Annotated in this window: 7 protein-coding genes; all 7 read left to right on the top strand. The window is 63.6% G+C overall.

Going from position 1 to position 4713, the window contains the following annotated elements:
* The first annotated feature begins 3 nt into the window (after positions 1-3).
* The gene (locus tag ABNU97_RS17205) at positions 4-150 is read left to right on the top strand and encodes a copper resistance protein B (protein ID WP_348767892.1); all 147 of its coding nucleotides are present in this window, start codon (positions 4-6) and stop codon (positions 148-150) included.
* Between the two features lie 97 nt (positions 151-247).
* Positions 248-598: an NADH-quinone oxidoreductase subunit A gene (locus ABNU97_RS17200; RefSeq protein ID WP_348767891.1), complete on the top strand. Its 351-nt coding sequence runs from the start codon at positions 248-250 to the stop codon at positions 596-598.
* A 32-nt stretch (positions 599-630) separates the two neighbouring features.
* Positions 631-1851 (top strand): hypothetical protein, encoded by a 1221-nt coding sequence (locus ABNU97_RS17195; RefSeq protein ID WP_348767890.1) that lies wholly within the window; start codon positions 631-633, stop codon positions 1849-1851.
* Complete coding sequence (locus tag ABNU97_RS17190; protein WP_348767889.1) at positions 1848-2762, top strand: NADH-quinone oxidoreductase subunit H; 915 nt, start codon at positions 1848-1850, stop codon at positions 2760-2762. The genes ABNU97_RS17195 and ABNU97_RS17190 overlap by 4 nt, the downstream gene beginning before the upstream one ends.
* Positions 2759-3361, top strand: a complete 603-nt coding sequence (locus ABNU97_RS17185) for an NADH-quinone oxidoreductase subunit J (protein WP_348767888.1) — start codon at positions 2759-2761, stop codon at positions 3359-3361. Before ABNU97_RS17190 ends, ABNU97_RS17185 begins: the two co-directional genes overlap by 4 nt.
* A 13-nt stretch (positions 3362-3374) precedes the next feature.
* A complete protein-coding gene (gene nuoK, locus ABNU97_RS17180) occupies positions 3375-3680 on the top strand; it encodes an NADH-quinone oxidoreductase subunit NuoK (RefSeq protein WP_348767887.1) in 306 nt (101 codons plus the stop codon).
* Positions 3681-3682: 2 nt separating this feature from the next.
* The coding region (locus ABNU97_RS17175; protein ID WP_348767886.1) for a proton-conducting transporter membrane subunit at positions 3683-4713 on the top strand (1031 nt) is incomplete at its 3' end.

The raw sequence follows: 4713 nt of genomic DNA, 5'->3' as shown, positions 1-4713 counted from the left end.
CGGCTGCGCTACGAGATCAAGCGCGAGTTCGCGCCTTATATCGGCGTACGCTGGGAGCAGACCTATGGCGAAACCAAGGACATCGCCCAGGCCGAAGGCGAGGAAACGTCGTCGACCGCTTTCGTGGTCGGTATCCGCGCCTGGTACTGATAGGGGAATCACCGGATGTATGGAAGGCGTTCATCTCATTAAAATGGCTGTGGACTTTGCGTACGTGCTCGCAGCGAGCCAAAGGGGGTAAAACGCAATGGCGTTAACGGGCCTACTCACCATCATGGGCACGATCGTGGCGGGCGCCCTGCTGTTGCAGTGGGTTGCGGCACGCGCTCGTCGCGATCGCGTGGTCGAGTCGCAGAAGATCCCGTTCCTCGGGGGCAGCGCACCGCAAACGCATGCCTGGCAGCGGTTTCACGTGCGTTACTACTCGATGACGCTGCTATTCATCGCCTTCGAAATGGAAATGATGTTCATGTACCCATGGGCGGTCGTGTACGTCGCCGAAGGCGTCAAGGCGCTCGCGGAGATGGGCATGTTCCTCGCTATCCTCACGGTGGGCATCCTCTACGGCTGGCGCGAAGGTATCTTTCGGTGGCAGTGAAGATGCTCGAACGCCTGGCGGCACGCGCCCCCGTGCCGGTATTCGTGGCCATGGGGCGCGACCGCGCCCCTGCCGTCGAGCGCTTGCTGCAGAGTGCGGATATCGACGTAACCGCCACACCCCGACACGCCAGCATCCTGTTGGTCGCGGGTCGCGTCCGGGATAGCGACCAAGCTTACCTCGACCGGATCCACGACCAGCTCCCCCACCCACGCGCCACGTTCTGGTGGGGAGACGAACAGGGCGACGACGTGGACGAAGCCCAGCGCGCTGCATCATTCGACGATCCAGTAATTTCTTTACGTGCGCTTTACCGCAACCTGATTTCCGGCGCCCATGCATCGGAGACCCACCGGCTCCCGGACGAACCACCCGCACCTTGGCGCGGCAAGGGCGATCACGGTCAGGGCGGCGAAGGGATGATGGGTGGCGTGCCCTACGGGCGCATGATGCCCATGCCGCCGACGCCGGATATTCGCGACGGGCTGGCGCTGGATGTCTACACCACCCAGATCGGGCCGTTCATGCCGTACTGGCCGGCTGGATTGGTACTGGAGGTCACGTTCCAGGGCGACGTGATCCAGTCAGCCGAAGTGGTTCAGCCGCCCTATCCGCCGCGCGACGTCGATCGCGTACCGTTCGACCGCTTGTTGCACGAAACGACGGCCTTGGCCCAGATCGAGCGAGCACGCGCTGCGCACCATCTCGTGTGCATCGCCCGCCTCCTGTCGCTCGTCGGATTGCCGACACTGAGTCGGCGCGCCCAAATATTGGCGGCACGCGTACGCGCGAACGAGACCATCGCTATTGCGCCGCTGCGAAAAGCGGCCGCCCGATCCGGTTTGACGGCTGCCCTCGCACCGGGACTCGGTCGGATCGATGACCGACTGGCGCGTGAGCTCGGTGGACCGGCACAGCGCGCTGCCGGCCACGCTATCGACGACCGCAGCGATAACCCAATGTACAAGCGACTCGACTTCACGCCGGTCACGCAAACACAAAGCGACTGTCGAGCGCGTCTGGCGCAATGGTTCGACGAAGCCGAACAAGCGCTGGCGCTCGTTTCGGCGGCGCCCGACGCGATGATTGGCCAAGGCGCACTTGTCGAGGCGCCATGGGCGCTTCGGGCACCGCCGGTCGACTATCGCTTAACCGAGCTATTACCCGGACTTGAATGGAGTGAGGCGCTGCTGGTGCTCAACAGTTTCGATAGCGCCGCGCTGTGTCGCATGGCGCCACTGGAGGCCCCATGACCCCGATCGTTCTGACCGTGGCCTGGGTCGCTTTCCTCCTCGGCATGGCGTGGTACATAGCCGTGCTCGACGGTCTATGGTCGGCCGCGCGCGAAGGTCGACCGCCGCGCGCCCCGCTCGCCAACCCGCTCTACCGGTGCGCTACGATGCTGCGCCAGCAGTCCAATCTGACTGAAGCGCCGGATTTGCTGAACTGGCGTCTGGCGCCTGCACTGTATGCCGGGCTGGCCGGTACCGGCGTCGCGCTCGTGCCCTTCTCCGGTGCCAGCGTGCTTGCGGACCTCGAAGTCGGCATCGTCTGGTGGGGCGCCGTCGAAGCGCTGACGGTCGTGATCGTCTTCCTCCACGGTTGGTCGGCCAATTCCCAATTCGGCCTGATCGGCGCCTACCGCTATGTCGCCATCGGGCTGCCGGCCATGCTGATCAGCATGTTCGTGCTTATCGCCGCGGCGTTGCCCGCCGAGTCGCTGGCTGTTCCGAAGATCATCGAATCCCAGCGCGAACTCTGGAATGTCATCCGCCAGCCGCTCGGGCTCCCGCTGTTCCTGCTGATCGGCCTGTCTCTCAGCTTCAGAGGCCCGTTCAACTACGCGGACTCGGCCGATCTGGCCGACGGCACGGCCTCGGAGATCTCGGGAGCGGCGCGGCTGGTCTGGGAATTCGCGCGGCTCGCGATGCTTACAGCGGTAGCCACCGTAGCGGCCAGTGTATTCCTGGGCGGCTATCTGGGGCCCTGGTTGCCCGGGCCGATGTGGCTGGTGCTCAAGACTGCAGCCGTGCTTCTGGTCCTGGTCGGCCTCAGCCACCAGCTGGCTCGGATTTCGCCGAGTCGGATGATGACTTTGATCTGGACGGTGCTACTGCCGCTATCGTTCGTGCACTTGGTATGGGCCGGAGTATTGGCGCTATGAACGTCACCGATATCGCATTCTGGATCTTCGCGGCGATCGCCGTGGTAAGCGGCTGGCGCGTGTTCTGCACCGACTCGATGGTTCGCGCCTCGTTCCTCCTGATGCTGTCGTTCATCGCCGTCGGCTTGATCATGGTCTTGCTGAACGCGCCGTATCTCGGCATCGCGACCGTTTTCATGATGGCAGTGGAGATGATGGTGATGGCGCTGTTCATGGTCATGTACATGATGAACCCGGCGGGCCTGAATCCGATGATGATGGTGCACCAGCACCGTTTCTCGATCGCGGCCGGCGTCTTCCTCTTCGCGGCACTGACCGGTCTGATCATTGTCACGCGCTTTACCTCCAACCCGGTCGCACCGGGCACCGAGGTCGTCGCCGGTCTCGGTAAGGAACTGCTCGGCGACTCGATGCTCATCTTCGAAACCGCCGGTGTCACGCTGCTGGCAACCATGGTTGCCAGCGTCATTCTGTCCAGCCGCAGCGGACGCTTCGGCGCCGCCGATACGGGCTCGGTACCGCCGCCCCTGGAACCGGGTGGCGAACCGGCCGGGCGCCAGCCCGAACAGGCCAGCGGCCACGCCCATCACCACCATTGATCGGGAAGCGCTCATGACACTCACCACGATATTGATCGTCGCCGCCGCGCTCATCGGCATCGGGCTCTACGGCACGTTGTCGCAACAGTCTTTCGTGATGCTGATGATGGGCCTCGAACTGATGCTCAACGGCGTCATGCTCGCAGCGGTCGGTTTCTGGTCGCTTACCGCAGGCGGCCTGCCGACAGGCCAGCTGCTGACCATTATCGTGATGGCCGTGATGGCGGTCGAAATGGCCGTAGGCTTCGCATTGATCACTGCGGTCTACCGCAATCGCCAGGCTGATGTCACCGAAGGCCTGACGACGCTGAAGCATTGATCATGCTCTGGCTTGTCGCCCTGTTTCCGCTTTTCGCTGCCGTCATCGTTCATGCGTCGCCGATGCAGCGCCGCCCCGCTCTGGGCGCTGCGGGCCTTGGTGTGCTGCTCGCCACACTGTTGCTGACGGTTTTTGCGGGCCTGGAGGGCTGGGTCGGACGATTCGCCTGGAGTACCCCGCTTCAGTTCGAGGTGGTGCTGACCTCACGGTCGGTCGTCATGGCGTTGCTGGTACCGGTCATTGCGCTACCCGTGCTGGCCTACGCCGCGGCCCACGAACGCTTGCAGGGTTTGAACCGTCTGGTATCGCTGTTACTGCTGTTCGTCGGCGCCATGCTGTTGCTGGTGATCGCGGCCGACCTTATCACCCTGCTTATCGGCTGGGAGCTAGTCGGCGCCTGCTCTTGGGCGTTGATCGGGCACGAACGGCAACGCGTATCGCATGCGGCCTCGGCGCGCTACGCATTCGTGATGACCCGTTTCGGCGATCTCGGACTGTTCGTCGCGGCCATGGTCGTGTTCAGGGATACGGGTACCTTCGCTTTTGCCGCGCTCGAAACCCTCGGTGGGCCGCAGCAAACGATTCTGGTTGCCGGGATCGTACTGAGCGCGGCCGCGAAATCCGGCCAGCTCCCGTTCGCGCCGTGGTTGTTTCGTGCCATGGACGGGCCGACGTCGGTGTCTGCCCTGCTGCATTCGGCCACCATGGTCGCTGCGGGGGCCTATCTGTTGATCCGGCTCGAACCGATACTCGCTCAGATGCCTTGGTTTGAACCTGCCACAATCGGCATCGGTCTCGCCACGGCGCTTGCAGGCGGTCTGACCGCCCTGCTCCAGCCTCACGCAAAGAAATTGCTCGCGGCTTCCACCTCTGCACACTACGGTTTGATGTTCGTCGCGGTCGGCGCTGGCTATCCTGAAATAGCGCTGCTGCATCTGGTGGCGCACGCGGTATTCAAGGCATTGCTGTTTCTAAGCGCCGGCATCGCGGGCCGTCAGGCCGTGAGTTTCAGCCTAACGGAGATGGGCTTCGG

Origin of the sequence: uncultured Salinisphaera sp. (assembly GCF_964012375.1) — a bacterium.
In the GTDB taxonomy this organism is placed as follows: domain Bacteria; phylum Pseudomonadota; class Gammaproteobacteria; order Nevskiales; family Salinisphaeraceae; genus Salinisphaera.
The sequence above is the reverse complement of the archived record's forward strand: the minus strand, read 5'-3'. Positions and strand labels throughout refer to the sequence as shown.